The 253-nt window shown below is 64.4% G+C and carries 1 pseudogene; it reads right to left on the reverse strand.

Annotated features, from left to right (window positions below):
- Nucleotides 1-231, reverse strand: a pseudogene (locus tag F8271_RS32015) (hypothetical protein); the annotation flags it as partial.
- Nucleotides 232-253: the final 22 nt, after the last annotated feature.

Raw genomic sequence — 253 nt, forward strand, 5'->3', positions numbered from 1 at the left:
GTGCGCGTCGAAGTACCGCTCCATCAGCGTACGCGGGTCACCCTTGAAGTCGCCCCACTCGTAGGTGTTCACGAAGCTGGTGGCGGTGATGTCAGCCCGAGTCGACAGCGACCGCAGCTCGGCCCGCAGGGCTGTTGCGTTCTCGCGGCGCGGGGCGCTGAACAGGGATTTCGTGGGGTGAGTGGCCTCTGTGGAGGCGGATGAAGCGGGTGAAGCCCTCAAGGTGATCATGGAGTTCTTGACGCTGCACGAC

The sequence above is a fragment of the Micromonospora sp. ALFpr18c genome (genome assembly GCF_008868155.1).
Lineage (GTDB): Bacteria > Actinomycetota > Actinomycetes > Mycobacteriales > Micromonosporaceae > Micromonospora.